Genomic DNA, 24,201 nt, shown 5'->3' on the forward strand with positions numbered 1-24,201 from the left:
TTACTTCTTTTGTGGTTGCGAGCTGCTTGGAAGAAGAAAGAAGACCTTCACCCGACCTCTCCCGCAAGCGGGAGAGGAGTTTCTGTTAAGCACTAATCTCTTTCCCGCCCTTCCACAGGCGGAGCACTTTACCTTGGGTCGGCAACCCATCGAACGGCGTATTGCCTGCCCTTGCTTTCATCGCCTCGCCACGAATCTGCCAGGGCGCGTCCGGGTCGAGCAGGATCAGGTCGGCGGGCTGCCCCGGCGCTAGCACGCCGCTGTCGAGCCCGAGCACCTTGGCCGGATTGACCGCGAGCAGGGCGAACAGCCGCTCGATCGGCAGGTCGAGCCCGAGACTGAGCGCCAGCAGCGTTTCCGCGCCCGATGCCCCGGGCGACGCATCGGCAAAAGGCAGTCGCTTTTCCTCGGGGCCGCGCGGATCGTGGCCCGAACACAACACGTCGATCGTCCCGTCCGCCACCGCGACCAGCGCCGCCTTGCGATCTTCTTCCGACCGCAGGGGAGGGGAGAGATGCGCGAAGGTGCGGAAATCGCTCATCGCATTGTCGGACAACAGTAGATGAGCAGGGGTGATCCCGCAGGTGACCCCGACGCCGCGTCGTTTGGCCGCGCGGACGAGGTCGAGCCCGGCCGCAGTCGTTACTTGACGGAAATGCAGCCGCGCGCCGGTATCCTCGGTCAGCGCGATGTCGCGCGCGATCGCGAGCGCCTCGGCCACGGCTGGCGCGGCGGGCAAGCCGAGTCGCGTCGCGGTCTCGCTCTCGGTCGCGACGGCGTTGCCGGTCAGGCCGCCATCCTCGGCGTGGGTGATGACGGTTAGATCGAGGTCGCGTGCATAAGCCAGCACTTTGCGCATGACGCCCGAATCGGCGATCCAGTGCCGCCCAGTGCCGACCGCCTTGGCGCCCGCGCCCTTCATGATCGCCATTTCGGCGAGGTCCGTGCCTAGCAGTCCCTTGGTCGCTGCGGCGATCGGGTGGATCCATAGCAATGGCTTGCCGACCAGCGACGAGCGCTGAACGATGCCCGGGCCATCGAGCACCGGCGATTGATCGGGCATCAACCCGACGCGGACGATGCCGCCGGCGCGGAAGGCCTCGCGGTCGATCGCGAATACGCCGAGATCGACGATCCCCGGCGCGAGCAGCTTGCCGCCGCAATCGATAATCTCGGCGTGGGCGGCATTATCGACGATAGTGTCGCCCACGACGTGAAGCTCGCCCTCGGCGACGCCGTCGGACCGCACGATCTTAGCGTTGACGAAGCGGAGCGCGGTCATGCCCAGCCCTCCACCTTGCGTGCTCGCCTGGTCAGCACGTCCAGACACGCCATCCGCACCGCGACGCCCATTTCGACCTGCTCGGTGATCGCCGAGCGTTCAATATGATCGGCGACGTTCGAATCGATCTCGACGCCGCGGTTCATCGGTCCGGGATGCATCACCAGCGCGTCGGGCTTGGCCAGCGCCAACCGGTCGAGCGTCAGCCCGTAGCGCAGGTGGAATTCGCGAGTGGAGGGGATGAACGCGCCCGACATGCGCTCGTTCTGCAAACGCAGCATCATCACCACATCGGCACCGTCGAGCGCAGCGTCGAAATCGGCATAAGGTGTCACGCCCATTCGCTCGATCGCCGCGGGCATCAACGTTGCCGGCGCCACGACGCGGACTTCGGCCGCCAGCGCCGTGAGTGCCAGGATGTTCGACCGCGCGACGCGGCTGTGCAGGATATCGCCGCAGATCACCACACGCTGTCCGGCGATGCTGCCACGCCGCCGCCGGATCGTCAGCGCGTCGAGCAGCGCCTGGGTCGGATGTTCGTGGCTACCGTCGCCGGCGTTGAGCACCGGGCAATCGACCTTGCCGGCGATCAACCGCACCGCGCCCGAACTGGAATGGCGAATGACGATGACGTCGGCGCGCATCGCGTTCAGCGTCATCGCGGTGTCGATCAGCGTCTCGCCTTTCTTCACGCTCGATTGCGCGACCGCCATGTTGACGACATCGGCGCCCAGTCGCTTTCCGGCGATTTCGAACGACAGAAGCGTCCGCGTCGAATTCTCGAAGAACGCATTGATCAAGGTGAGGCCCGCGAGGCGCTTGTCGGGCTTGGCGCGATTGCGGTTCGCCTCGACCCATTGCTCCGCCTCGTCGAGCAGGAAGGCGATCTCATGGGGCTGAAGGCCGGAGATGCCGGTCAGATGCCCGTGCGGAAAGACGGCGCCGCCCTCGATAAGGGCCGCGGGACGATGATCGGAAGGTTGCATTAAAGCCGTCGCCTAGACCCGCTCGGGCGGGGGCGCAAGCACGCAACCCGGGTTGATACACTTCGGTCCATTATGGGGCTTTCGCTGCTGCCGGCTTTTGGACAGAATGGACTCGAAGGGAAAACATGACGGCGCCATCAGCGACCAGCCCACGGCCCGGCGCGCCGGAGATCCGCTTCTACCTGCCCGCCGAAGGGCTGCGTCCGCTCGTCACCTCTTATTATTTCCTCGAATCCTTTGGGCCGTTGGCCGATTTCACCCATCCGGAATGGGCGAACATTCGCTTTGCGCTCAACGGTGTGTGGCGATTCGAGGACGGCGAAGGCGGGGAAGCGATCCAACCCCCCAGGTCGGTGTTGTTTGGTCCTACCGACCGCGCGCGGTGGTTCGCGACCGATGGCGGACTCGTTCTGGGCGTCGGGCTTACGCCGCTTGGCTGGCTGACACTGATCGGCGGCGACGCGTCGGGACTCGCCAACCGTACCGTCCCGCTCGATGGCCAATTGGGCCGGTCGGGTTCGGCCATCCTTTCGAGGCTGCTGGAAGTGCGCACCGATGCCGAGCGCGTCGCGATTCTCGATACGATCCTCGGCGCGCGGCCGGCGTCGCCGAGCGCTTATTGCGGGCTGGCGGTGCAGGTGCAGCACGCGCTGCTGTCGGGAACGGTCGACCATGTCGGCGATCTCGCCGAGCAACTCGGGATCGAACAGCGCACGCTGCATCGCGTCTGTACCACCGTGTTCGGGTTTCCGCCGGTGCGATTGCTGCGCCGTCAGCGCTTCCTGCGGACTCTGGCCAAGGTGCGGGACCAGCTCGACCAGCCGCTCGGCGAACTGATCGATCCAGGTTATTACGACCAGGCGCATTTCAACCGCGACTTCAAGGCCTGCATGGGGATGACTCCGCTCGCCTATTTCCGCTTGCCGCGCGAGGCACTGCGCCGGGCGGCTGAAGAGCGCCACCGCGTGCTGGGTGCGCCGGTGCAGGGGCTGCACATCCATCAAGGTGAGGCCGGGCAGGGCGATTAGGTTGAGAACCCAAATAGTCCGTTGTTCTTAAAGCGATCCATTTCCAAAACTCGTCATCCCAGCGAAAGCTGGGATCTCAAGCGGCATCGCGTCACCGCCAGAGACCCCAGCTTTCGCTGGGGTGACGGGAGAGTGCGCTGGGATGACGGGAGGATTCCGCGGGGATGTCGACAGGAATATGAGGCCCCGACCTAGGGCTGGACGGCAACCAGTCCGTCTATCGCACCCTGAAGGATGTAGCTCGCGGCCAGCTTATCGACGCGTTCGGCGCGTTTGGCGCGGCTCAGGTCCTCGGCGATCATCTGGCGTTCGACCGCCTGGGTCGACCAGCGTTCGTCCCAGAGCAGGATCGGTAGGCCGAGATCGGCGATGTTGCGGGCGAATGCCCGGGTCGATTGGGTGCGTGGCGAATCGGTGCCGTCGAGGTTGAGCGGCAGGCCGACGACGATGCCCTTGGCCGACTGCGTTGCCACCAGCGCGGCGAGCAGCGCCTTGTCCGCTGTGAACTTGGTGCGGCGAATCAGTTCGGCTGGGCTGGCGAAGCTCCAGCCGGCATCGCACAAGGCGGTGCCGATCGTCTTGGTCCCGACATCGAGCCCGAGCAGGCGCCCGCCGTTGGGCAAAGCGGCGCGAAACGCCACGCGATCCTCGGTGATCATCGACTCTCGGCGGTAGGAGTACGCGTGAGAGGCGCCGCAGGCTTGCCACCGGTAAAGCTCGCAAACCGCCGCGCGGCGTCGTTCCGGACGTTTACCCAGAACATCGAATAATCGAACACATGGTAATTGTTGCCGGGCAGGACATAGCCACCGAGATTGACCGGGTCGCCGATCGACAGGAACCCGCGCCCGAAACATTTGCCGGGGACCCCCGGCACGCCCAAGGTCGCGCTGCCCAAATCCTTGGACGGGATCAGCGTCCCGAGATTGTCCTTCGCTTCCGCAGCGGCCCCCGGCGTGCCGGTGATCGGATTGGTGCAGACCATGTCGGTGCCCTTGCGCGGCTTGCCGTCGAACCCGGTGGTCCCGTCATAGACGTCGGTGATCATCGACGGGTCGGCTGGCTCGGCGAAGCTCTGCCACGACAGGATGCACCCGGCCTGCTCGGCCGTCGCGCATTCGGGCAGGCCGAGCGCCGGGAGGTCATTGGTCTTCGAGATCGGCCAGCCGACGATATAGGCCGCGACGATCCGCTTCGCGAGCGGCTGACCCGCCACCCGCTCGCGCAATAGTCGTTCGAGGTGGAGCGCGCCCTGGCTGTGCCCGGCCAGGATAATCGGACGATCCGGTCCGACCTCTTTGAGGAACTCGTCGAACGCGGCCAACACGTCGCGATAGGCGAAATCGAGCGCCTTCTGTGCCTCGGCCTCGCTGGTCAGGAAAGCGCCGAACGTCGCCTGGCGATAGCGCGGCGCCCAGATTTCGCCGACCTCGTTGAACGCAGAAGCCTGGCCGCGCAGGAATACCGCGGCGGTGTTGTTGGCCTGGGCATCGTCGAGCGGTGCATTCCAATGCGTGCGGTCGATGTACGAGGTCGGATGAATGAAGAAGACCGCGGCCGGCGGTTTCTCCCCCGGCTTGTAATTGGCCGGTGTCCACAAAGCCGGATTATTCGGAATGTCGGGCCGCGCCAACCACATGTCGACCTGTTCATAGGCCTGTTCCGGGGCGGTTGGGCCGCCTTCGAATTTCGCGCTGGGAATCAGCGCCGCCTTCATCAGGTCCTTGGCGTAAAAGTGATAAACGAACGCGCCGGCCACGGCGAGCAGGATCAGGACGATCATCAGGTACAGGAATTTGCGGGCCAAGAACGCGCTCCGATTGCGGTTCGGGTCCCGTGCCTCATCGTCGCGGCGGTTGCAATCGTGGCGGCCGCTCTGCTAGCCGCGCGGCCATGTCCGTAGACGCTGCAACCGTGAAGAAGATCGCGAGCCTCGCTCGCATCGCGATCACCGACGAGGAGGTCGCGAAGATCGCGCCCGAACTCGACAACATCCTGGGCTGGATCGAGCAATTGGGAGAAGTCGACACGTCGTCGGTCGAACCGATGACCGCGGTCATCGCCAATACGCTGCGCCTGCGCGACGACGTCGTCACCGACGGCGGCAAGCGCGACGCGGTGCTGGCCAACGCGCCCCAGGCCGAACACGGCTTCTTCACCGTGCCCAAGGTGATCGAATAATGTCCCCATTCGTCACCCCCGCGAAAGCGGGGGCCCATCACCTGGACGTTCTATTTAGCGGCTCGCGCGCGAGCTGGGTCCCCGCTTTCGCGGGGATGACGGAGTATGTGAAGTGACCAACCTCACCGATCTCGGCGTCCGCGAGCTTCGCGACGGCATTCGCGCCGGCACCTTCTCGGCGCGCGAGGTGGCGGATTCGTTCATCGTCGCGGTCAGCAAGGCGAAGCAGCTCAACGCCTTTCTGGTCGAGACCCCCGATCACGCGATCGCCGCGGCCAAGGAAGCCGATGCCGCGCGGGCCGCTGGCGAAACGCTGAAACCCTTGGCTGGCGTGCCGATCGGCATGAAGGACTTGTTCTGCACCAAAGGCGTGCAGTCGGCGGCAGCGAGCCACATCCTCGAAGGGTTCAAGCCCGAATACGAATCGACCGTCTCGCAGAGATTGTGGGATGCGGGCGCGGGCATGTTGGGCAAGCTCAACATGGACCAGTTCGCGATGGGATCGTCGAACGAGACCAGCTATTTCGGCAACGTCATCTCGCCCTGGCGACGCGCCGATGGCGGCAACGCCCCGCTTGCGCCCGGCGGATCGTCGGGCGGTAGCTCGGCATCGATCGCGGCGCGGTTGTGCCCGGCGGCGACCGGTACCGACACCGGCGGCTCGATCCGCCAGCCCGCCGCGTTCACCGGCATTGCCGGGATCAAGCCGACTTATGGCCGCTGCTCGCGCTGGGGCATCATTGCCTTCGCCTCGAGCCTCGACCAGGCCGGGCCGATGGCGCGCGACGTGCGCGATTGCGCGATCATGCTCGAGACGATGAGCGGGTTCGACGCCAAGGATTCGACCAGCCTTCAGCTCGACGTGCCCAAATGGGAAGCGGGCCTCAACGCCAGCCTGGCCGGCAAGCGCATCGGCATCCCCAAGGAATATCGCGTCGACGGCATGCCGCCTGAGATCGAGGCATTGTGGCAGCAGGGCATTGATTGGGTGAAGGATGCCGGCGCCGAGGTGGTCGAGGTGTCGCTGCCGCACACCAAATATGCGCTGCCGGCTTATTACATCATTGCCCCGGCCGAGGCTTCGTCCAACCTCGCGCGCTATGACGGCGTGCGCTACGGTCTGCGCGACTTGCCCGAGGGCGCCAATCTCCAGGAAATGTACGCCGCGACCCGCGCCGCGGGCTTCGGCGCGGAGGTCAAGCGCCGCATCCTGATCGGCACCTATGTGCTCTCGGCGGGCTTCTACGATGCCTATTACACGCAGGCGCAGAAGGTCCGCACCCTGATCGCACGCGATTTCGATCGCGCCTGGGAGACATGCGACTTGCTGCTCACCCCGACCGCGCCGTCGGCGGCATTCGCGCTCGGCGAGAAATCGGCTGATCCGATCGCGATGTATCTGAACGACGTCTTCACCGTGCCGTCGAGCCTTGCTGGCCTGCCGGCGATGTCGGTGCCCGGTGGCCTGGACAAAGCCGGGCTGCCGCTCGGGCTCCAGGTGATCGGCAAGGCGCTCGACGAGCAAGGCGTGCTCGATGCGTGCCTCGCGATCGAAGAGCGCGCCGGGTTCAGGGCGCGGCCTGACGCTTGGTGGTAGGGTATTTTACCGTCACCCCAGCGAAAGAACATCGGGTTGAGCATGCCCCGCATGCTCAAGGATCGTCCGGGGGACGATCCGACCCGATGTTGGTCTGGCGGTGACGCGATGCCGCTTGAGATCCCAGCTTTCGCTGGGATGGCGAGTTTTGAAAATGGATCGCTTCAAGAACAACGGCTTAATCGGGTTCTCAACCTAAGCTTGTCACAAGGATTTGGACCGGCGGTGCACCACCGACGTCAGTTCCGCTCGACCGAATCCAAGATCCGCGCACCGGCCATGAACACCGCGATCGGGCACACCGAGAACAGCATCCAGCCGCCGAAACCGGGATATTGCTGGATGTAATGGACCCCGCGCTCGACCGCGCCCAGGCCCAGGCCATAGATCACCATGAATGCCTCGAACTTGGTCTTGATGACGAACAGGCGGGCGATCTTCGCGAACATGCGCGTCTTTACGCATGACCCGTGCCAATGGCGGAAATGCGTCATTTCGGATTAACGAAGATGGTTACCTGTAAATTTACCCGACATCGATGGCGCTAAATCTCGTTGAGCGCGGCGATCAGCCGGTCGACCTCCTCGGCGGTGTTGTAATGGCATAGGCCGACGCGGAGGAGGCCGCCCTTGTCGGCAAGGCCGAGCCGGGCGGCGGCTTCGACCGCATAGAAATGCCCGGCCCAGGCGACGATTCCGCGGTTCGCCAGGTGTTGCGCGATCACCGGAGCGGCATGGCCGGACAGCGTGAAGGAGAAGGTCGGGACGCGCCCCTCCATCGTTGGCGGACCCCAGAGCCGGAGGCTGGGGATCGCCGCGAGTCCGGCGAGCAGACGGTTGCCGAGGTCGACCTCATAGGCCGTGGCGGCGGTCATCGCCGCAACCAGCCGCGAGCGCCGGCTGTTCGCGCTGGGATCGGCGAGTTCGCCCAGCCATTCGAGATAGGAGACTGTGCCGAGCACCCCCGCCTGGCCTTCGAACGACGGCGTCCCCGTCTCGAAGCGATGCGCACCGTCATTGCCAGCAGGGCGGACCTTGTAGGCGCGGACACTGTCGTCGAGGCGCGGGTTCATCCACAGCACACCCTGATGCGGCCCGAAGAATTTGTATGGCGAGCAAGCGACGAAATCGGCGCCCATCGCGGCCACGTCAGTGACCAGGTGCGGAACCGATTGCACCGCGTCGACATAGACAAAAGCGTCGCTTCGCTGGCGAACCAGCTTCACCGCCTCGGCGATCGGATTGATCGTGCCGAGTGCGTTGCTGGCGACGCCGAGCGCTACTAGCCGCGTCTTCGGTCCCAGCAATACGGCAAGATCGTCGAGCGTCCAGCGCCCGGTCGCCGGATCGAAATCGAGCCAGCGCACCGTCATCCCGCGATCTTCGGCGACCTGCAGCCACGGCGCGACATTGGCGTCATGGTCGAGCCGCGTGACGACGAGTTCGTCGCCTTCGCGCCAATCGCGGGCGAGCGCGCGCGAGACGGCGAAGGTGAGGGACGTCATGTTGGGCCCGAACGCGATCTCCTCGGGCTGAGCGCCAAGCAGGTCGGCGATTGCCGCGTGGGCGTCGTCGGACAGGCGGTCGGTCTCGATCGAGGTCGCGAACGGACCACCGGCATTGGCGGTACCCTTACTCAGATGCGCGGTCATCGCGACGATCGCGGTGTCGCATGCCTGGGTGCCGCCGGGCGCGTCGAAATAGACCGCGGGCTGACCCTCGACCTCGCGCGACAGAGCCGGAAAGCGTACGCGGATACGGTCGATCGGGAAATTCTGCATCAAGCTGACCTTGCTTCAGTATCAAGAAATTGCCCGCTTCCATTCTCTCTTGTGGGGCCTAAAGAGCAAGCGCCGCCCGCTATGGCGAGCATGAAAATGGGATCGATGTGATGGGTTACCGTGTGGTCGTCGCCGGCGCGACCGGCAATGTCGGGCGCGAGATGCTGAATATCCTGGCCGAACGTGAGTTTCCGGCCGACGAGATCGCGGTCGTCGCCTCGGCGCGCTCGACCGGCAACCAGGTCGAATATGGCGAAACCGGCCGTATGCTGACCATTAAAAACATCGAGCATTTCGACCCGACCGGCTGGGATATGGCGCTGTTCGCGATCGGCAGTGACGCGACCGCGATCCACGCCCCGCGCTTCGCCGCGGCTGGCTGCACCGTGATCGACAATTCGTCGCTCTATCGCATGGACCCCGACGTGCCGCTGATCGTGCCCGAGGTGAACCCGGAGGCGATCCACAGCTATACGCGCAAGAACATCATCGCCAATCCGAACTGCTCGACCGCGCAGATGGTCGTTGCGCTCAAGCCGCTGCACGATGCCGCGACGATCAAGCGCGTCGTCGTCGCGACCTATCAGTCGGTGTCGGGCGCGGGCAAAGCCGGGATGGACGAGCTGTTCGAGCAATCGCGCAACATCTTCGTCGGCGACCAGGCCGAGGCGCGCAAATTCACCAAGCAGATCGCCTTCAACGTCATCCCGCACATCGACAAGTTCCTCGAGGACGGCTCGACCAAGGAAGAGTGGAAGATGGTGGTTGAGACCAAGAAGATCCTCGACCCCAAGATCAAGGTCACCGCGACCTGCGTCCGCGTGCCGGTGTTCGTCGGCCATTCGGAAGCGATCAACATCGAGTTCGAACACGAGATTTCGGCGGCCAAGGCCAAGTCGATCCTGCGCGAGGCGCCCGGCATCATGCTGGTCGATAAGCATGAGGATGGCGGCTACGTCACCCCGGTCGAATGCGTCGGCGAATATGCCACCTTCGTCAGCCGCGTCCGCGAGGATTCGACCGTCGATAATGGCCTGTCGCTGTGGTGCGTGTCGGACAATCTCCGCAAGGGCGCGGCGCTCAACGCCGTGCAGATCGCGGAATTGCTCGGGCGCCGGTACCTCAAGAAGGCGGCTTGAAGCCGGGGCGCTGCTGCCGGACGAGGCAGCAGCGCCGCCGGTATGTCCCATCTTCGGCCGATGCGAGCGGGCGGCTGCTATTTGGCGGGCAGCGACCGCACGAACGTCAGCGCGGTATCGATCAGCTGGGCGGCGATCGCGTCGTCGCCAAACGTCTCTGGCGCAACGCGTACCCAACCGGCCATCGCCCGGCCGCGGGAAATCATCGGCGCGATCCCGTCGATGTCGAGCGCCCATAGGTCATTGCCTTTGCCCAGGCGGACAAGAACGCCGTCGTCGCGCGCGCCGCACAGCAAATGGCCGTCGAGCAACCACGCCCAGCCGCCGAACATCGACCGCTCGGTCAACCCTGCCACGTCATCGAGGCGCTCCCTCAGCAATTCTTCGAGGCCGGCGTCACGTGCCATGGTCGATAATCCGCATGATCAATGAAAAGCCGCGACACTGGGACATGGACAGGCCGCCGGTTCAAGGGCCGATTGCCGATCCGCAACCGGATAGTTTATCGGACGATAAATCGGTGCCGAGATCGGAAGTGATCTAGGCCGTGAACCCATAAAGCGCGGGTGGTTGGCAGCGTCAGGGCTTCCAGCTACGCTCTGATCATGAATGATCCGATCGGTAGTTCTCTTGCAGATGTGTCCTCCTTTCTTGGCAGGCTTGAGGAGGCACGCATCCACTTCACGCTAACTTCGGTTCGTGAAGGTGCGGTCATGGTGCAGGTGACGGTTCCCGGAGAGCGGTGGGAGGTGGAGTTCTTCCCCGACCACACGCCAGAGATCGAGATTTTTTGCAGCGACGGCAGTATCAGCGACGCCAGCCTGCTCGAACGCCTCTTCACCGAGCATGGAGATTATGATTCAGCGTCGGCATGAGCCGATACGACCTGACCGACTTCGAGTGGCGTGTGATCGAGCCGTTGCTGCCCAACACGCCCAGAGGCGTGCCGCGCGTCGATGACCGCCGCGTGCTGAACGGCATCGTCTGGGTGCTCCGACCGGCGCACCATGGTGCGACCTGCCGGAGCGCTACGGCCCGCGTACGACCTGCTACAAACGGTTCGTGCGATGGCGGAAAGCAGGTGTGTGGGGCAGGCTGATGGATGCCATCACCGCCGCCCATGCAGGGGGTTCGCTTTTGCCGATGAAATTGGCGCAACTCGTCTGGGGCGGCGCGGTGGACTGGCATCTCGGCGATCATCTTGCCGGTGCAGCAACACGCGCGGAGCTCGACATGACCGATCTCGACGCCGAAGCCGAGCGCGACGCGGACACGCTCGACGCCGAAGTCGCCGCCAACCAGGAGGCGCTCGAGGCCGCCGGCCATTGGGGGGTGCCGACCCTGGTGTTCAACGACGAGCCCTTTTTCGGGCAGGATCGGATCGACCTCGCTATGTGGCGGATGGAGCAAGCCGGGTTGGAGAAACGCGCATGACATTCACTGGTGGCTGCCGCTGCGGCGCGGCGCGCTATGAGCTGGCGGTTGACACCCTGACCGCGATCTATTGCTGCCACTGCACCGATTGCCAGCGTTGGTCGGGCAGCGCGTTCAGCGAGCAGGCGGTGGTGCCCGAAACCGCGATCAGCGCGACCGGCCCGATTGTCGAGTTCACCGTCACCAACGAGAGCGGCGCATTGTCCCACCAGCGCGCGTGCGGCGCGTGTCATAACCGGCTGTGGAACACGAATAGTTCGCGACCGGGAATTGCCGTCGTCCGCGCCGGCACGCTCGACCATAACCGCACGCTCGAACCGCGCGTGCATATCTGGGTGAAGAGCAAGCAACCCTGGGTGACGATCGCCGAGGGCATTCCCTGTTTCGACGAAACCCCGCCGATGGCCGAATTTGCCGCTGTCCTGTCGCGGTGAACCTTGCGCGCGCTATTCGGCGTGCACCACCTCGACCTTGCCCTTGGGCTTCTGCAACAGCAGGACCAGCGGCAGCACCGCGATCGTGAGCCACGACATCAGGTAGAAGTCGTCGATATAGGCGATCATCGCGGCCTGTTGGTTGACCATATTGTCGACCATCCCGAACACCGCGTCGGACATCTCGCCGAGCTGAAACAGCTGGCCGATATTGAATCCAGGAACGGCATGATCGGTAATGTGCTGGGCGAGATCGGCATGGCTGGTTTGGATGTTGCGCGCCAGGAACACGGTTACCATCGAGATGCCGGCCGATTGGCCGATCGACCGCATCAGGTTGAGCAGACTCGATCCATCGGTGCGGTAATTCTGCTCGAGCGTCGCGAAGGCCAGGCTGTTGAGCGGCATGAACACCAGGCCCATGCCCAGCCCCTGAACAAAGCCGGACGTGATGACTGGCCAGGAATCCATCTCGAGCGACCAGCTCGCCATCGAGTGTAGCGACCAGGCGAACAACACCAGCCCGATCGCGATGACGATCCGCGTATCGACTTTGCCGATCAACCGGCCAGCCAGCCACATCGTGAACAGCACGCCGACACCGCGCGGTGCCATCATCATGCCGGTCTGGACCACCGAATAGCCGAACAATTGCTGCAGCATCGGCGGCAGCAATGCCATCGGCGCCATGGTCGAGATGCCGATGATGATCATGAAGAACATCGCCGTTACGAGATTGCGGTTCTTGAACAAATGCCTATCGAACAGCGGCTTTTTGGCCGTGGCCAGATGGATCAGCGCGATCCATGCTGCGGCGATCGCGATCAGTCCTTCGGTAATGATTTCCCAGCTCGAGAACCAATCCTGGTTCTGGCCGCGGTCGAGCATCAGCTGGAAACTCGCCACCGCCAGGCCGATGAACGCGAAGCCGGTGAAATCGAACGATCGCGTCGCCTTGGGTCGCGACGGCAGCAGGAACCACAGGATGGCGAAGGTCAAGGCGCCGACCGGCAGGTTGACGTAGAATACCCAGCGCCAGTTGAAATTGTCGGTCAGGTAGCCGCCCAGCACTGGCCCCAGGATCGGCCCGACCATCACGCCCATTCCCCAGACCGACATGGCCTGCGCCTGCCGTTCCTTGGGATTGATGTCGATCATCGCGGTTTGCGACAACGGATTGATGAACGCGGCGAAAATGCCCTGAAAGGCGCGGAACACCACCATCTCGCCCAAATTGACCGCGGTTCCGCACAAGGCGGAGGCGAGAACGAAGCCGGCGACCGCGATCAGGAACAGGTTACGGCTGCCCAGCCGATCGCTCAGCCAGCCGGTCGCCGGCAAGGCAATCGCGGTCGCGACGATATAGCTGGTAAGCACCCAGGTGATCGTGTCGGTGGTCGCGCCCAGTGCCGCCGTCATGTGCGGCAGCGCGACGTTGGCGATCGTGGTGTCGAGGATCTGCATCACCATCGCGCCCATGACGCCGATGGTCAGGAGCGGGCGGTTGCTCGACTCCAGCAAGGGTTTGCTAAGCGCGGGCTGCGCAGGCGTCGCCGCCGCCGGAGATGCAGGAGCGGCCGCGCTAGCCATTGGGCTTGGTGTCAACCGAGACATTGGTCGACAGCCCCGCAATCAGCGCGCGATCGGACCTGCAGGTGATCGCGATGCGGACCGGCACGCGCTGCGTCACCTTGACCCAATTGCCGTTGGCGTTCTGCGCCGGCAGGATCGAGAATTCGGATCCGGTGCCGGCGCCGATGCTCTGCACCTTGCCGCACAGTTTCACCCCCGGATAGGCGTCGAACTTGAGCTCGACCGGCTGCCCGACGCGCATGTTGCCGAGCTGGGTTTCCTTGAAGTTGGCGGTAACCCATGGCGTATCGCTGATCACCAGGCTGAGCGCGGGAACGCCCGATGGCGTGATATTGCCCACCTGGAGCCGGCTGGTCTGGCTGATGATGCCGTCGTGAGGTGCGCGAACGACGGTACGCTGCAGGTTCATCATCGCCTTGTCGCGCTCGGCCATCGCGGCCTGAACCGCGGCGGGAACGCCTGATCCGGCGACGCCGCTCCCGAGCTGGACTTGGGCCTTGCTGGCTGCTGCGCGCGCGGTGGCGAGACGTGCCTTGGCGGCCAACACCTCATGCTGCGCGGCGTCGAGCGCGGCCTTGGTGGTGAAGCCTTTCTTCCACAAAGCGTTCTGGCGGTCGTAGGTCGCCTGGGCGAGCGAGATGTCGGCGTTCGCGCTTTCGATATCGGCGGCAGCGCTGCCGGTATCGGTCGCCTTGGTCGACACATCGACCCGGGCGGTGGCGATGGCCGCATTGGCCTGCTCGAGCGCGATGCGATACGGTTCGGGATCGATCACGAGCAGCACGTCGCCCGCCTTGACCCGCTGGTTCTCCTTGACGTTGACCTGCACGATGCGGCCCGACACGTCGGGGCTGATCGAGATCATGTCCTGCGAGATATAGGCGTTGTCGGTGGTCTGATAGCGCCCGCCGGTGAGGTAGAAATAGCCCGCCACCGCCGCAATCAGCAGCGGCACACTGACCATCAACGCGACCCGCACCCAATTGCGCTTCTTGGCGACAGACTGCGGCGCCTCGACCGTTTCGATGACGTTGGCGGCGGCGACCTTTTCGCCCTTCGTTTCTATTTTCGGATCGGCATCAGCCATGGGCGGTCTCGGTCGTTCGGGGGGAGGGGAGAGTGAGGAGGTTGGCGCGCATGCGCTGAAGCGTCTTGCCGAGCGCCGCACGATCGGCTTCGTCTATGCCCTGAAGGACTTGATCGAACAGGCCCGCGGCCATGGCGCGCAGATCGTCGAGGATCGGTTTCGACTTGTCGGTCAGGAACAATTGCCAGGCACGGCGATCGGACGGATCGCGGCGACGCTCGACCAAACCGGATTCCTCGAGCCGGTCGATCATCCGGCACAACGTGATCGGCTCGACTTCGAGCAGGTCGGCCAGTGCACCCTGGTTGAGACCTTCGTGGCGGCTGAGCGTTGTCAGCGTGCGCCATTGTGCGCGGGTCGCACCGACTTCGCGGGCGCGTTCGTCGAAACGACGGCGCATCAGGCGCGAGACATCGCTAATCAGGAAACCGAGTGAGTCGCTCATGGCGACACATATAATGAGTATGCTTATATAAAATAGTAGCTGACGCAAAATTTTTTGCGCAGTGCAGCATAGGAGGGCTCGGTGGCGGATAGGATGAGCGGCGGATGCCAGTGCGGGCGCCTACGCTATGTCGCTGAGATCGATGGCGATGATGCCTATCTGTGCCATTGTCGAATGTGCCAGCGCGCGACTGGCGGAGTCTCGATCGCGTTCCGCAACGTGCCTAAGGCCGCGGTGACGTGGGAGCACGAGCCCGATCGCTATCGCTCGTCGCCTTTGGCGCAGCGCGGTTTTTGCTCCGCGTGCGGAACGCCGCTGACCTTCGAATATGACGAGGGCCAGAACCTCGACCTCACCGTCGGCAGCTTCGACGATCCCGGACGGTTCAAGCCGACCAGCCATTTCGGCAAGGAGAGCTGGCATGAGGCTTGGCTTGACACCAGCACGCTTCCCGCCAAGCGGAGCGACGAGCATCAGGCTTTGGTCGACAAATGGATGAACAGCGTTGGCAAACTCCCCGATTGAGCCGCAATATTTCGACAGTTTCGACGGCCAGCGCATGGCCTGGCGCGAGGTTGGAGAGGGACGGCCAGTCGTCCTGATCCACGGCTTCTTCTCCGACGCCGAGACCAACTGGATCCGCTACGGCCACGCCGGTGTAATCGCCGCCAGGGGGTTCCGGGTGATCATGCCCGATCTGCGCGGCCATGGGTCGAGCGCGCGGCCGCACGATCCTGCCGCCTATCCACCCGATGCCCTGGCGCAGGATGGACACGCGCTGATCGCGCATCTCGGGCTCACCGACTTCGACCTCGGCGGCTATTCGCTCGGCGCGCGGACGACCAGCCGGCTGCTGGCGACGGGCGCCGATCCGCGCCGGGTGATCTTTTCGGGGATGGGGCTGGACGGTCTGACCTCGGCCGATCGGCGCGGCGGGCATTTCCGCAATATCCTGACCAATTTGGGCAAGCACGAGCGCAACAGCCCCGAATGGTTCGCCGAGGCGTTCCTGAAAACAACCGGGGGCGATCCCCAGGCGTTGTTGGGGGTGATCGATACGTTCGTCAGCACGTCGATCGAGCAGATCGAGCATTTCGACTGGCCCACTCTCTGCGTGAATGGCGCGGACGACGACGACAATGGCAGCGCTGCGGCGCTCGCAGATGCCTTACCCGATGCGCGTTATGTCGAGGTGCCGGGCAATCACATGAGCGCGGTAGTCAAACGCGAGCTCGGCCAGGCGATCGCCGACTTTCTCGCCGCTTGACCGCAGGCTCTCGGCGGGATCAGTGTCGCTCCGATAAGTTTCGGGGAGTCGTTGAACATGATCCGTACCGCGATGGCGTCGGGCCTTGCGCTCGCGCTGGTTCTTTCTGGCGCTGTGGTTCTCGCCACCGCGCCCGACAAAAATGCTCAGGCAAGCGCGTCGGATGCGGATACTTTCGTCGCCAGGGCGGAAAAGGACCTAGCCGACATCTCGATCGACGCCAACCGCGCCGGCTGGATCAACGCGACCTATATCACCGATGACACCGACGCGATGGCGGCCGAGGTCAGCGCGCGACAGACCGAACTAGCGGTCAAATATGCCGGCGAGGCGGCCAAATATCTCAACGTCCAGGGGCTGTCGCCCGACACCAGGCGCAAGCTCGACCTGATCCGCAACGGCATCACCTTGCCCGCGCCGTCGCGGCCCGGTGCGGCCGATGAGTTGTCGACGATCGCGACGAAGCTCCAGTCCGAATATGGCAAGGGCAAGGGCACGCTCGACGGCAAGCCGATCAGCGGATCGGATATCGAAGCCGCGATGGGCACGACCCGCGACCCGGCCAAGCTCAAGGAAATGTGGGTCAGCTGGAACGACAATGTCGGCGTGCCGATGAAGACCGATTACGCGCATATGGTCGACATCTCGAACCAGGGCGCCAAGGAACTCGGCTATTCCGATGTCGGCGCGATGTGGCGCGCGGGATATGACATGCCGCCCGACGACTTCGCCAAGATGACCGACCGCCTGTGGAAGCAGGTCGAGCCGCTCTACCTCTCGCTCCACACCTATGTCCGCTGGAAGCTCAACGAGAAATATGGCGATGCGGTCCAGGCCAAGACCGGTCCGATCCGCGCCGATTTGCTCGGCAATATGTGGGCGCAGGAATGGGGCAATATCTACGACGTGGTCGCGCCCAAGGGGGCGGGCGATATCGGTTACGATACCGAGGGATTGCTCAAGGCCAAGGGATACGACCCGATCAAGATGGTGAAGACGGGGGAGGGCTTCTATTCCTCGCTCGGCTTCGCGCCGCTGCCCGACACGTTCTGGGCGCGGTCGATGATCGTCAAGCCGGCCGATCGCGAAGTCGTGTGCCATGCCTCGGCCTGGGATATCGACAACAAGCAGGACGTGCGCATCAAGATGTGCACCAAGGTCAACGCGGACGACTTCGTGACGGTCCATCACGAGCTTGGACACAATTACTATCAGCGCGCGTATATGAACCAGCCGTTCCTGTATGCGAATGGCGCCAATGATGGTTTCCATGAGGCGATCGGCGATTTCGTCGCTTTGTCGATCACGCCCAATTACCTCGTCCAGATCGGCCTGCTCGACAAATCGCGCGTGCCAAGCGCGGACAAGGATACCGGCTTGCTGCTGCGCCAGGCGATGGACAAGGTCGCGTTCCTGCCGTTCGGGCTGCTGGTCGACAAATGGCGTTGGGGCGTGTTCAACGGCTCGATCAAGCCGGATCAATATCAATCGGCCTGGGACGCGCTGCGATTGCAATATCAGGGCATCAAGCCGCCGGTCGTGCGCGATGCGTCGCGATTCGACGCGGGGGCGAAATACCATATTCCGGCGAACACGCCGTATATGCGCTATTTCCTGGCGCGGTTGCTCCAGTTCCAATTCTACCAGGCGGCGTGCAAACAGGCCGGCTGGACCGGTCCGCTCCATCGTTGCTCGTTCTACGGCAACAAGGAGGTGGGTGCGAAGCTGCAGAAGATGCTCGAAATGGGCCAGTCGAAACCGTGGCCCGACGCGTTGCAGGAATTCACCAGCAGCCGCGAGATTTCAGGCCAGGCACTGGTCGACTATTTCGCGCCGTTGAAGAAGTGGCTCGACGAGCAGAACAAGGGGAAACCGAGCGGATGGTGATCGGAGTGGTCGCTCAAGAGTACCAGCGCGCACACCAACCACAGCCGTCATCCCAGCGAACTCAAACGTCACTCCAGCTTTCGCTGGTGTGACGTTTGGAATGAGGCTGAAATAACCGATCCGCCATTAGCGTGATCAGGAATCCTCGTCCTTCGGCTCGCTCTTGCGACTGCTGCCGCGCAGCGTGAACAACGCCGCCACCGCGCCGATCGCGCCGGCAATGCCGGCTGCGATGCCGCCGCGTTTGGCAATCGTCGCGGCGCGGCTGGGTGTCGATGGCGCGGGAGCGGCCGGCGCTGGCGTTGGGGCGGGCTTTGCTGTGGCCGGCTTCGGCGCGGGCTTTGGCGCTGACGCCTTCGGCGCAGCCGGGGTCTTGGGCTTGGTCGCAGCCTTCGGCTTGGCCGCCTTTGGCGCGGTAGACTTGGTCGCTGGTTTTGGTGTCGTGGCCGCTGCCGTGCCAGCCGACTTCGCGACCGGCCTGGCCGTGGCTTTCGGCTTGGCAGCGGCCTTGGCCGGAGCCTTTGGCGCGGCTACGGCCTTGGTTTCCGCTACAGCCGCGGGCGCCGTCTTGGGCTTGGCCGCAGCCTTGGGCTTTGCGGGAGCCTTGGGTTTGGCGGCTGTTTTCGCAGCGGCGGGCTTGGCAGTCGTCTTTTTCGGCGGCGTGGCCATGAGAGCTAATCCCCTGTTCTCGTTGGTCGCTAACGCCCGCGCATACCAGATTGTTTCAGGGTCGTGATAGTCCCGTGACAGCCGGGCGCCGCATTAGCGGAACGGGGGCTCGTTGAACGCGCGCAATTTGCGGCTGTGGAGCTTGGCGCCTTCCTGGCGGAGCTCCTCGCAGGTCTGGATGCCGATCCGCATATGCTCGTTGATCGCGCGTTCGTAGAAGCGATTGGCCTGGCCCGGCAGCTTGAGCTCGCCATGAAGCGGCTTGTCCGAAACGCAGAGCAAGGTGCCGTAAGGAACGCGGAAACGATAGCCTTGGGCCGCGATCGTCGCCGATTCCATGTCGATCCCGACCGCGCGGCTGAGCGAGAAGCGCAACGCCGACTTGGTGTAGCGCAATTCCCAATTGCGATCGTCGGTGGTGACGATCGTGCCGGTGCGCAGGCGGCGCTTGAGCTCCTCGCCCGACTGGCCGCTGATCTTCTCCGCCGCGCGCGCCATCGCGACCTGGACTTCGGCGATCGCCGGGACCGGGATTTCGGGCGGCAGCACGTCGTCAAGGACATGGTCATCGCGCAGATAAGCGTGTGCGAGGACATAGTCGCCAATCCGCTGGCTGGGTCGCAGGCCGCCGCAATGGCCGATCATCAGCCACGCCTCGGGGCGGAGCACGGCGAGATGGTCGCAGATCGTCTTGGCGTTGGACGGCCCGACGCCGATATTGACCAGGGTGATACCGGTGCGATCATCGGCCATCAGATGGTAAGCCGGCATCTGGTGCCGTCGCCACGCACTGGTATCGGCCAGCACCGCTTCGATATCGTCGCCGGCGCGCAACAGCACGCCGCCCGCGCCGGAGACGCCGGTGAAGCGGCTGCCCTCGCCGAGCTGGTCGAACGCCCAGCGGACGAATTCGTCTACATAGCGGTGATAGTTGGTGAACAGCACGTAGCGCTGGACGTGCTCGGGCGGCGTGCCGGTGTAATGCCGCAGCCGGGCCAGACTGAAATCGGTGCGCAGGCCATCGAACAAGGCTAGCGGCCGCGCTTCGCCCGGCGTCGGCAGCCCGTCGGCGATCTCGTCACCGATATGGGCGAGCTCGGTTGCCGGGAACCAGCGCGCCAGTTCGACCGCCGACACTTCGTCAAGGTTAAGTGCATGGCTCGGGTCGAGCACGTAAGGGAAGGGGATTTCCTGCCGCCCCGGGACTGCCGAGACCTCGACGTCGTAATCTTCGATCAGCAGCTCGAGCTGTTCGGTCAGATAATCGGCGTAGATACCCGGCTTGGTCACGCTGATGCGATAATCGCCCGCTTCGGACAGCCGGCCGAACGACCGCAACGGCGTCGGGCGATCGTGATCGCCGCGATAGATCAGGCGGATTTCGGGATAGGCGAACGAGCCATCGGTACGCGACTTGGGATCGGGCGTCTTGCCGGTGGTGAGATAAGCCGTCAGCGCGTCCTGGAGACGTTCGACCGAGGCGGAATAGAGCCGATCAAGTTCGGCGACGATATCGGAAGCCTGCGTCATCCGCTGCAGCTAAAGTACGCGGATGACGCTGGCAAGTCGTGGCCGTGTCGTGCGGGTGTCAGCCCTTCTTCTTGGTGGCCTTCGATCCCGTCGTCGTGTCGTCGTCCGACAGCAGCTTGGATGCGCCGTAAGCCGCACCGGCTACCGCAGCGGCAGCACCGGCCGCGATCCCGGCAGCGGCGACCGGGTGTTCTTTGACCGCGGCGATCGCGGTCTCTGCTGCACTGGTCAGCGTCTCCTGCGCCTTGGACAGGAAGGTCTTCGTTTCGGAGATCGCCGTTTCGAGCGCGCTCTCAGCGGTTTCGATCGCGTTGTCGACTAGCAACGAGTCGGCGGCGGGCGTTGCGGTGCTGGTGGTATCGTCGGCCATTGGGATCTCCACAAAAAAACAGGACGCCGCGAGAACGCGGGGCTAGCCCCTGACGTTCCCGCGGCGTGTTCGTTTGTTTCGGATACGCGACGATCCGAGCCGATCAGAGCTGTTCGAGCAGATATTCCGCCGAACTGACCTTGAACTCGCCCGGCGCTTCGACGTTGAGCTCTTCGACGACGCCGTCGTTGACGATCATCGAATAGCGCTGGCTGCGCTCGCCCATGCCGAATTTGGAGCCATCGAAGGTGAGACCGACCGACTTAGCGAAATCGGCATTGCCGTCGGCCAGCATGGTGACCTTGCCGGCGGCGTCATTGGCCTTGCCCCAGGCGCCCATCACGAAGGCGTCGTTGACCGAGGTGAAAGCGATCTCGTCCACGCCCTTGGCCTTGATGTCCTCGGCCTTGTCGAGAAAACCAGGCAGGTGGCGTGCCGAGCAGGTCGGGGTGAAAGCGCCCGGAACGGCGACGAGAGCGACCTTGCGGCCGGCGAAGAAATCGTCCGAGCTGAGCTGCTCGGGACCATTCTCGGTCGCCTTGACGATATTGGTGGAAGGAAGCTTGTCGCCAACGGCAATGGTCATGTCGTTCTCTCCTCATAGGCGCGTCAACGCGCCGCGCGCCCGGCACTTGGCATCGCTGTCGGGAAATTCAAGCCGTGACGGCAGCGGTTCGACCGGCTTAGAATACCGATGATGGAGTCGGCAGCCCCTTTTCTGACCGGACAGTTTCTGCTCGCATTGCCGGGCATCGGCGATCCGCGGTTCGACCACGCCGTGATCGCGATGTGCGGGCACGACACCGAAGGCGCGATCGGCATCGGCATCGGCGCGACGATCGACGGGCTGGGGCTGCACGACGTGCTCGAGCAATTCGATATCGAGCCGGGCGAGGCGCCGGACGCGCCGGTCCATTTCGGCGGACCGGTCGAGCCGCGCCGTGGCTTCGTACTCCATTCGACCGACTGGTCGGGCCAGGACACGATCGACGTCGCCGGGCGTTGGGCATTGTCGGGCACGATCGACATATTGAAAGCGATCGCCGACGGGCAGGGACCCAGCCGCTGGTTGGTGGCGCTCGGTTATGCCGGCTGGGGCGCCGGGCAGCTCGATGGCGAGATGCTGCGCCACGGCTGGTTCAATATCGCCGGCGACGAGCGGTTGCTGTTCGACACCGAAGCGGACGACCGCTGGACCGAGGGGTTCGAGCGCGCCGGGATCGATCCGCGCCTGCTCGCAAGCCAGACCGGGACAGCCTGACGCCCATCCGCTCTTGGCATCCGCTCTTGGCGGTGGCCGGGACAATGTTTAGCGCCGACCATATGAGGTACGAGCAACTCGACCGACCGGTTTGGAACGCATTGACGACGCGCTGGGCGGCTATCGCGGAAGGCGATGCGCGCGCTTGGCGGATCGACCGCGATTATGGCGTGTTCGGTGCGGCCGCCGACCGCTCGTCCGAAAGCCTTGCCGCGCTTGCCGCCCTCGTGCCCGAACAAGGCGAATTGTGGATGGTTGAGCGCGAAGACTGGCCCGCGCCGCCGGGCACGCGTTTCGTGCGGCAAGCCGAATGCGTGCGGATGATCTGCGAGGGACTGGCAGTCGGAAAGCCGCCGACGTTCGAGATCGTCGACCTCAACGAGGACGACGCGCCGGCAATGTACGATCTCGCGACGCTGACCCAACCCGGTCCCTATGCTGCCCAGACCAACCGGCTCGGCGATTTCATCGGCGTGAAGCAGGACGGCGCCCTGATCGCGATGGCGGGCGAGCGGATGAAGATGCCCGGCCTTAGCGAGGTCAGCGGCGTGTGCACGCACCCCGACCATCGCGGCCGCGGCTATGCCGGCGCGCTAATGCGCGTGGTAGCGGAGCGCATGCTCGCGCGAGGCGAGACGCCGTGGCTGCACGCTTATGCCAGCAATGTCGGCGCGATCGCGCTTTACGAAAGCCTGGGCTTCCGTCTCAATGGCACCGTCACCGCGAGCATTCTCGTTCGAACCTAGTGTAACGCGCCTTCGAGGTGTCGCAGCTTGTCGGGATTGCGCATCACGTAGATCGCCTTGATCCGGCCGGCGTCGATCAACAGCGCGGTGGTCTGCAGCACGCCATCGGCCTCGCGGGTGACGAAGCCGGGCAGGCCGTTGATCCAGGCGAAGCGGATCAGCTCGCCGAAGCGGCCCTGGAGCAAGCGTTTGATCGCCGCATAGGTGCGCGTGACCTCGTCCGCGCCGAGCATGATGCGCGCCGCGGCCGGCCGCTTGCCGCCGCCATCCGAATAGAGGCTCACATCGTCCGCCAGCATTGCCCCGAGCACCCCGATTTCGCCACGCGTGGCGGCGAAGAAAGCCTGGGCGATCTCCAGGCCATGTTCGCGCTCGACTGGGAAGCGCGGTTTTTCCGCCCGGACATGGTCGCGCGCGCGGCTGGCGAGCTGGCGGCAGGCCGCCGCGTCGCGACCCAGGCTCTCGGCGACGTCGTCGAAACTCTCACCGAACACGTCGTGAAGCAGGAAGGCGGCGCGTTCGAGCGGTGACAGCCGCTCGAGCGCGAGCATGAGGGGGAGAGTGACATCCTCCACTTCCTCAGCCTCGACCACCGGCTCGGGCAGCCAGGGGCCGATATATTCCTCACGCCGCACCCGCGCCGACTTGAGTTGGTCGAGACACAGGCGCGTGACCACGCGGCGCAGGAACGCCTCAGGCACACGGACTGCGTCTCGGTCGGCATCGGCCCAGCGTAGCCAGGCGTCCTGCACCACGTCCTCGGCATCGGCGACCGAGCCGAGCATGCGGTAGGCGACGCGCATCAGCCGGGGCCGAAGCGCGTCGAATTGGGAAGCGGCGTCGCTCACGCCTTCCATCCGAGGCTCGGCTCGAACAGGTGAAAAGCGACCGCCAGGCGGTTCCAGCCATTGATCACATTGATCATCATCGTGAGCTTAATCTGCTCCTCCTTGCTGAACTGCGCATCGAGTGCGGCATAGATATCGTCCGGCGCGCCCTTGTCCGCGATCAGCGTCAGCGCCTCGGTCCAACCCAGCGCCGCGCGCTCGCGGTCGGTATAGCACGGCGCCTCGCGCCACGCCGAGGTCAGATAGATGCGCTGTTCGGTCTCGCCGGCCTGGCGCGCTTCGAACGTGTGCATGTTGATGCAATTGGCGCAGCCGTTGATCTGCGACGAGCGGATCTTAACCAGTTCGAGCAGCGGCTTTTCGAGACCGCTTTCGGCGACGGCGTTCGAATAAGCGAGAAACGCTTGCGTGATTTCGGGGGCAGCGGTCCAGGCATTGAGGCGGGGAGTCATCATCATCGGGTCCTTTTCATCGGGGTTGCGCAGACCTGACGAGACAGCGGAAGCGGATGTGACACGGCGCGCCAAAAAAATCGTTCGCCGCATCATATAAAGAAATCTTTATATCGAGATTGCAATCGCGCGGCCGGTTGGGTAGAGGAGCGCGCATCAATCGACTTTTCCGGAGATTTTTGACG

The 24,201-nt window shown here is 64.3% G+C and carries 28 protein-coding genes and 1 pseudogene; 13 read left to right on the plus strand and 16 right to left on the minus strand.

Going from position 1 to position 24,201, the window contains the following annotated elements; all coding sequences use genetic code 11:
• Positions 1-85 precede the first annotated feature (85 nt).
• Together SAS01S_RS16550 and SAS01S_RS16555 are read right to left on the minus strand one after the other, a co-directional pair.
• Positions 86-1,282, minus strand: a complete 1,197-nt coding sequence (locus SAS01S_RS16550) for a dihydroorotase (RefSeq protein ID WP_066811092.1) — start codon at positions 1,280-1,282, stop codon at positions 86-88.
• A complete protein-coding gene (locus tag SAS01S_RS16555) occupies positions 1,279-2,268 on the minus strand; it encodes an aspartate carbamoyltransferase catalytic subunit (protein ID WP_066811093.1) in 990 nt (329 codons plus the stop codon). Before SAS01S_RS16555 ends, SAS01S_RS16550 begins: the two co-directional genes overlap by 4 nt.
• A gap of 125 nt (positions 2,269-2,393) precedes the next feature.
• On the opposite strand from SAS01S_RS16555, the gene SAS01S_RS16560 reads away from it, so the two are divergent.
• Positions 2,394-3,296, plus strand: a complete 903-nt coding sequence (locus SAS01S_RS16560) for an AraC family transcriptional regulator (RefSeq protein ID WP_066811094.1) — start codon at positions 2,394-2,396, stop codon at positions 3,294-3,296.
• A 191-nt stretch (positions 3,297-3,487) separates the two neighbouring features.
• Here the strand turns inward: SAS01S_RS16560 and ruvX are convergent, their stop codons facing one another.
• Both ruvX and SAS01S_RS16570 read right to left on the minus strand, forming a co-directional pair.
• Positions 3,488-3,955 carry a Holliday junction resolvase RuvX gene (gene ruvX / locus SAS01S_RS16565; RefSeq protein WP_066811095.1) on the minus strand — a complete coding sequence of 156 codons (468 nt, stop codon included), beginning with the start codon at positions 3,953-3,955 and terminating at the stop codon, positions 3,488-3,490.
• The gene (locus tag SAS01S_RS16570) at positions 3,952-5,103 is read right to left on the minus strand and encodes a DUF3089 domain-containing protein (protein ID WP_066811098.1); all 1,152 of its coding nucleotides are present in this window, start codon (positions 5,101-5,103) and stop codon (positions 3,952-3,954) included. The genes ruvX and SAS01S_RS16570 overlap by 4 nt, the downstream gene beginning before the upstream one ends.
• 86 nt (positions 5,104-5,189) lie before the next feature.
• Between SAS01S_RS16570 and gatC the strand changes: the two genes are divergently transcribed.
• Positions 5,190-5,477 carry an Asp-tRNA(Asn)/Glu-tRNA(Gln) amidotransferase subunit GatC gene (gatC, locus tag SAS01S_RS16575; RefSeq protein ID WP_066811101.1) on the plus strand — a complete coding sequence of 96 codons (288 nt, stop codon included), beginning with the start codon at positions 5,190-5,192 and terminating at the stop codon, positions 5,475-5,477.
• A gap of 112 nt (positions 5,478-5,589) precedes the next feature.
• Positions 5,590-7,074, plus strand: coding sequence for an Asp-tRNA(Asn)/Glu-tRNA(Gln) amidotransferase subunit GatA (gene gatA / locus SAS01S_RS16580; RefSeq protein ID WP_066811103.1), 1,485 nt, complete (start codon positions 5,590-5,592; stop codon positions 7,072-7,074).
• 239 nt (positions 7,075-7,313) lie between these two features.
• Here the strand turns inward: gatA and SAS01S_RS16585 are convergent, their stop codons facing one another.
• A complete protein-coding gene (locus tag SAS01S_RS16585; protein WP_066811105.1) occupies positions 7,314-7,523 on the minus strand; it encodes a hypothetical protein in 210 nt (69 codons plus the stop codon).
• A 95-nt stretch (positions 7,524-7,618) separates the two neighbouring features.
• The gene (locus tag SAS01S_RS16590; protein WP_066811108.1) at positions 7,619-8,854 is read right to left on the minus strand and encodes a cysteine desulfurase-like protein; all 1,236 of its coding nucleotides are present in this window, start codon (positions 8,852-8,854) and stop codon (positions 7,619-7,621) included.
• Between the two features lie 110 nt (positions 8,855-8,964).
• On the opposite strand from SAS01S_RS16590, the gene SAS01S_RS16595 reads away from it, so the two are divergent.
• Positions 8,965-9,993: an aspartate-semialdehyde dehydrogenase gene (locus SAS01S_RS16595; protein WP_066811111.1), complete on the plus strand. Its 1,029-nt coding sequence runs from the start codon at positions 8,965-8,967 to the stop codon at positions 9,991-9,993.
• A gap of 77 nt (positions 9,994-10,070) precedes the next feature.
• Here the strand turns inward: SAS01S_RS16595 and SAS01S_RS16600 are convergent, their stop codons facing one another.
• Positions 10,071-10,400: a TfoX/Sxy family protein gene (locus SAS01S_RS16600; protein ID WP_066811114.1), complete on the minus strand. Its 330-nt coding sequence runs from the start codon at positions 10,398-10,400 to the stop codon at positions 10,071-10,073.
• Positions 10,401-10,598: 198 nt separating this feature from the next.
• Between SAS01S_RS16600 and SAS01S_RS16605 the strand changes: the two genes are divergently transcribed.
• The 4 genes and pseudogenes from SAS01S_RS16605 to SAS01S_RS16615 all read left to right on the plus strand — a co-directional run bounded on the left by SAS01S_RS16605 (position 10,599) and on the right by SAS01S_RS16615 (position 11,861).
• A complete protein-coding gene (locus tag SAS01S_RS16605; RefSeq protein ID WP_066811164.1) occupies positions 10,599-10,868 on the plus strand; it encodes a hypothetical protein in 270 nt (89 codons plus the stop codon).
• Positions 10,865-11,121, plus strand: a pseudogene (locus SAS01S_RS22990) (transposase); the annotation flags it as partial. The gene SAS01S_RS16605 and the pseudogene SAS01S_RS22990, both read left to right, overlap by 4 nt.
• 15 nt (positions 11,122-11,136) lie before the next feature.
• Positions 11,137-11,427 (plus strand): DsbA family protein, encoded by a 291-nt coding sequence (locus SAS01S_RS22995; RefSeq protein WP_245656959.1) that lies wholly within the window; start codon positions 11,137-11,139, stop codon positions 11,425-11,427.
• Entirely contained in the window at positions 11,424-11,861 is a 438-nt protein-coding gene (locus SAS01S_RS16615) for a GFA family protein (RefSeq protein WP_066811116.1), read from the plus strand. Before SAS01S_RS22995 ends, SAS01S_RS16615 begins: the two co-directional genes overlap by 4 nt.
• 12 nt (positions 11,862-11,873) lie before the next feature.
• On the opposite strand, the gene SAS01S_RS16620 is transcribed toward SAS01S_RS16615, so the two are convergent.
• From SAS01S_RS16620 to SAS01S_RS16630, 3 genes are all read right to left on the minus strand, one after another.
• A complete protein-coding gene (locus SAS01S_RS16620) occupies positions 11,874-13,382 on the minus strand; it encodes a DHA2 family efflux MFS transporter permease subunit (protein WP_369405756.1) in 1,509 nt (502 codons plus the stop codon).
• A gap of 61 nt (positions 13,383-13,443) precedes the next feature.
• Entirely contained in the window at positions 13,444-14,541 is a 1,098-nt protein-coding gene (locus SAS01S_RS16625; protein WP_066811125.1) for an HlyD family secretion protein, read from the minus strand.
• A complete protein-coding gene (locus tag SAS01S_RS16630; protein ID WP_066811126.1) occupies positions 14,534-14,986 on the minus strand; it encodes a MarR family winged helix-turn-helix transcriptional regulator in 453 nt (150 codons plus the stop codon). The genes SAS01S_RS16625 and SAS01S_RS16630 overlap by 8 nt, the downstream gene beginning before the upstream one ends.
• Before the next feature lie 93 nt (positions 14,987-15,079).
• On the opposite strand from SAS01S_RS16630, the gene SAS01S_RS16635 reads away from it, so the two are divergent.
• From SAS01S_RS16635 to SAS01S_RS16645, 3 genes are read left to right on the plus strand one after another with little or no spacing between them, the layout of a single operon-like run.
• On the plus strand, positions 15,080-15,511 hold the full coding sequence (locus SAS01S_RS16635; RefSeq protein WP_439646847.1) for a GFA family protein: 432 nt from the start codon (positions 15,080-15,082) through the stop codon (positions 15,509-15,511).
• Complete coding sequence (locus SAS01S_RS16640; RefSeq protein ID WP_066811138.1) at positions 15,492-16,253, plus strand: alpha/beta fold hydrolase; 762 nt, start codon at positions 15,492-15,494, stop codon at positions 16,251-16,253. Before SAS01S_RS16635 ends, SAS01S_RS16640 begins: the two co-directional genes overlap by 20 nt.
• 57 nt (positions 16,254-16,310) lie before the next feature.
• The gene (locus tag SAS01S_RS16645; RefSeq protein WP_066811139.1) at positions 16,311-18,140 is read left to right on the plus strand and encodes a M2 family metallopeptidase; all 1,830 of its coding nucleotides are present in this window, start codon (positions 16,311-16,313) and stop codon (positions 18,138-18,140) included.
• A 135-nt stretch (positions 18,141-18,275) separates the two neighbouring features.
• Here the strand turns inward: SAS01S_RS16645 and SAS01S_RS22620 are convergent, their stop codons facing one another.
• The 4 genes from SAS01S_RS22620 to SAS01S_RS16665 form a co-directional block, all read right to left on the minus strand.
• Positions 18,276-18,809, minus strand: a complete 534-nt coding sequence (locus SAS01S_RS22620) for a hypothetical protein (protein ID WP_157082869.1) — start codon at positions 18,807-18,809, stop codon at positions 18,276-18,278.
• 93 nt (positions 18,810-18,902) lie between these two features.
• Complete coding sequence (locus SAS01S_RS16655) at positions 18,903-20,339, minus strand: AMP nucleosidase (protein ID WP_066811147.1); 1,437 nt, start codon at positions 20,337-20,339, stop codon at positions 18,903-18,905.
• A gap of 58 nt (positions 20,340-20,397) precedes the next feature.
• Complete coding sequence (locus SAS01S_RS16660; RefSeq protein WP_066811160.1) at positions 20,398-20,709, minus strand: hypothetical protein; 312 nt, start codon at positions 20,707-20,709, stop codon at positions 20,398-20,400.
• Positions 20,710-20,812: 103 nt separating this feature from the next.
• Positions 20,813-21,295, minus strand: a complete 483-nt coding sequence (locus SAS01S_RS16665) for a peroxiredoxin (RefSeq protein ID WP_066811161.1) — start codon at positions 21,293-21,295, stop codon at positions 20,813-20,815.
• A gap of 111 nt (positions 21,296-21,406) precedes the next feature.
• Between SAS01S_RS16665 and SAS01S_RS16670 the strand changes: the two genes are divergently transcribed.
• Entirely contained in the window at positions 21,407-21,970 is a 564-nt protein-coding gene (locus SAS01S_RS16670) for a YqgE/AlgH family protein (RefSeq protein ID WP_066811166.1), read from the plus strand.
• A 62-nt stretch (positions 21,971-22,032) separates the two neighbouring features.
• Positions 22,033-22,716 carry a GNAT family N-acetyltransferase gene (locus SAS01S_RS16675; RefSeq protein ID WP_066811169.1) on the plus strand — a complete coding sequence of 228 codons (684 nt, stop codon included), beginning with the start codon at positions 22,033-22,035 and terminating at the stop codon, positions 22,714-22,716.
• Here SAS01S_RS16675 and SAS01S_RS16680 read toward each other — a convergent pair.
• Together SAS01S_RS16680 and SAS01S_RS16685 are read right to left on the minus strand one after the other, a co-directional pair.
• Positions 22,713-23,573: a sigma-70 family RNA polymerase sigma factor gene (locus tag SAS01S_RS16680; RefSeq protein ID WP_066811162.1), complete on the minus strand. Its 861-nt coding sequence runs from the start codon at positions 23,571-23,573 to the stop codon at positions 22,713-22,715. The genes SAS01S_RS16675 and SAS01S_RS16680 overlap by 4 nt on opposite strands.
• Positions 23,561-24,016: a carboxymuconolactone decarboxylase family protein gene (locus SAS01S_RS16685; RefSeq protein WP_066811171.1), complete on the minus strand. Its 456-nt coding sequence runs from the start codon at positions 24,014-24,016 to the stop codon at positions 23,561-23,563. Before SAS01S_RS16685 ends, SAS01S_RS16680 begins: the two co-directional genes overlap by 13 nt.
• Positions 24,017-24,201 lie beyond the last annotated feature (185 nt).

Source organism: Sphingomonas asaccharolytica NBRC 15499, assembly GCF_001598355.1.
In the GTDB taxonomy this organism is placed as follows: Bacteria; Pseudomonadota; Alphaproteobacteria; order Sphingomonadales; family Sphingomonadaceae; genus Sphingomonas; species Sphingomonas asaccharolytica.

Excerpts from the sequence above, each read along its gene's own strand:
- SAS01S_RS16550 (WP_066811092.1), bottom strand. The coding sequence starts at position 1,282 with ATGACCGCGCTCCGCTTCGTCAACGCTAAGATCGTGCGGTCCGACGGC.
- SAS01S_RS16555 (WP_066811093.1), bottom strand. The coding sequence starts at position 2,268 with ATGCAACCTTCCGATCATCGTCCCGCGGCCCTTATCGAGGGCGGCGCC.
- SAS01S_RS16560 (WP_066811094.1), top strand. The coding sequence starts at position 2,394 with ATGACGGCGCCATCAGCGACCAGCCCACGGCCCGGCGCGCCGGAGATC.
- ruvX (WP_066811095.1), bottom strand. The coding sequence starts at position 3,955 with ATGATCACCGAGGATCGCGTGGCGTTTCGCGCCGCTTTGCCCAACGGC.
- gatC (WP_066811101.1), top strand. The coding sequence starts at position 5,190 with ATGTCCGTAGACGCTGCAACCGTGAAGAAGATCGCGAGCCTCGCTCGC.
- SAS01S_RS16585 (WP_066811105.1), bottom strand. The coding sequence starts at position 7,523 with ATGTTCGCGAAGATCGCCCGCCTGTTCGTCATCAAGACCAAGTTCGAG.
- SAS01S_RS16590 (WP_066811108.1), bottom strand. The coding sequence starts at position 8,854 with ATGCAGAATTTCCCGATCGACCGTATCCGCGTACGCTTTCCGGCTCTG.
- SAS01S_RS16595 (WP_066811111.1), top strand. The coding sequence starts at position 8,965 with ATGGGTTACCGTGTGGTCGTCGCCGGCGCGACCGGCAATGTCGGGCGC.
- SAS01S_RS16600 (WP_066811114.1), bottom strand. The coding sequence starts at position 10,400 with ATGGCACGTGACGCCGGCCTCGAAGAATTGCTGAGGGAGCGCCTCGAT.
- SAS01S_RS16605 (WP_066811164.1), top strand. The coding sequence starts at position 10,599 with ATGAATGATCCGATCGGTAGTTCTCTTGCAGATGTGTCCTCCTTTCTT.
- SAS01S_RS22995 (WP_245656959.1), top strand. The coding sequence starts at position 11,137 with ATGAAATTGGCGCAACTCGTCTGGGGCGGCGCGGTGGACTGGCATCTC.
- SAS01S_RS16615 (WP_066811116.1), top strand. The coding sequence starts at position 11,424 with ATGACATTCACTGGTGGCTGCCGCTGCGGCGCGGCGCGCTATGAGCTG.
- SAS01S_RS16625 (WP_066811125.1), bottom strand. The coding sequence starts at position 14,541 with ATGGCTGATGCCGATCCGAAAATAGAAACGAAGGGCGAAAAGGTCGCC.
- SAS01S_RS16630 (WP_066811126.1), bottom strand. The coding sequence starts at position 14,986 with ATGAGCGACTCACTCGGTTTCCTGATTAGCGATGTCTCGCGCCTGATG.
- SAS01S_RS16635 (WP_439646847.1), top strand. The coding sequence starts at position 15,080 with ATGAGCGGCGGATGCCAGTGCGGGCGCCTACGCTATGTCGCTGAGATC.
- SAS01S_RS16645 (WP_066811139.1), top strand. The coding sequence starts at position 16,311 with ATGATCCGTACCGCGATGGCGTCGGGCCTTGCGCTCGCGCTGGTTCTT.
- SAS01S_RS22620 (WP_157082869.1), bottom strand. The coding sequence starts at position 18,809 with ATGGCCACGCCGCCGAAAAAGACGACTGCCAAGCCCGCCGCTGCGAAA.
- SAS01S_RS16655 (WP_066811147.1), bottom strand. The coding sequence starts at position 20,339 with ATGACGCAGGCTTCCGATATCGTCGCCGAACTTGATCGGCTCTATTCC.
- SAS01S_RS16660 (WP_066811160.1), bottom strand. The coding sequence starts at position 20,709 with ATGGCCGACGATACCACCAGCACCGCAACGCCCGCCGCCGACTCGTTG.
- SAS01S_RS16665 (WP_066811161.1), bottom strand. The coding sequence starts at position 21,295 with ATGACCATTGCCGTTGGCGACAAGCTTCCTTCCACCAATATCGTCAAG.
- SAS01S_RS16670 (WP_066811166.1), top strand. The coding sequence starts at position 21,407 with ATGGAGTCGGCAGCCCCTTTTCTGACCGGACAGTTTCTGCTCGCATTG.
- SAS01S_RS16675 (WP_066811169.1), top strand. The coding sequence starts at position 22,033 with ATGAGGTACGAGCAACTCGACCGACCGGTTTGGAACGCATTGACGACG.
- SAS01S_RS16680 (WP_066811162.1), bottom strand. The coding sequence starts at position 23,573 with ATGGAAGGCGTGAGCGACGCCGCTTCCCAATTCGACGCGCTTCGGCCC.
- SAS01S_RS16685 (WP_066811171.1), bottom strand. The coding sequence starts at position 24,016 with ATGACTCCCCGCCTCAATGCCTGGACCGCTGCCCCCGAAATCACGCAA.